Below are 319 nucleotides of genomic sequence, written 5' to 3' on the forward strand. Positions count from 1 at the left end.
ATTGTCCGGCCGATCTTCACGTCTCGCATCCGCTCGCGGTCTGCTCGTACCGTCCTGCGACCCCTTCGACGCGACTCCATTTCGATGTGCCGGGCCGAGCGATCTGCGGAGGATCGAGGCCGCCAATACCGGCCTGGAAGATCTGGCCGAGTGTTTCGATGCTTCGCCGAGGGATTGGCGGGGGGTCCACTCGGAGGGTCCTGACCGGGCTCGGTTCTCGGGTCGAGAGAGGAGTGTAGCCGTGCAGGGTCGCCACCAGAGCTGCGATCGGCGCCGGGTCGGCGTGTGGGCCATCATCGTGCCCCTCGTCGTGCTGGCC

1 protein-coding gene is annotated in these 319 nt (G+C 67.1%); it reads right to left on the reverse strand.

The annotated features are described in order from the left end of the window. Positions 1 to 16: 16 nt before the first annotated feature. Positions 17 to 319, reverse strand: a 303-nt coding sequence (locus AB1L30_RS00295; protein WP_367011363.1) for a hypothetical protein, incomplete at its 5' end; no start/stop codon positions are given.

The sequence above is a fragment of the Bremerella sp. JC817 genome, assembly GCF_040718835.1.
In the GTDB taxonomy this organism is placed as follows: Bacteria; Planctomycetota; Planctomycetia; order Pirellulales; family Pirellulaceae; genus Bremerella.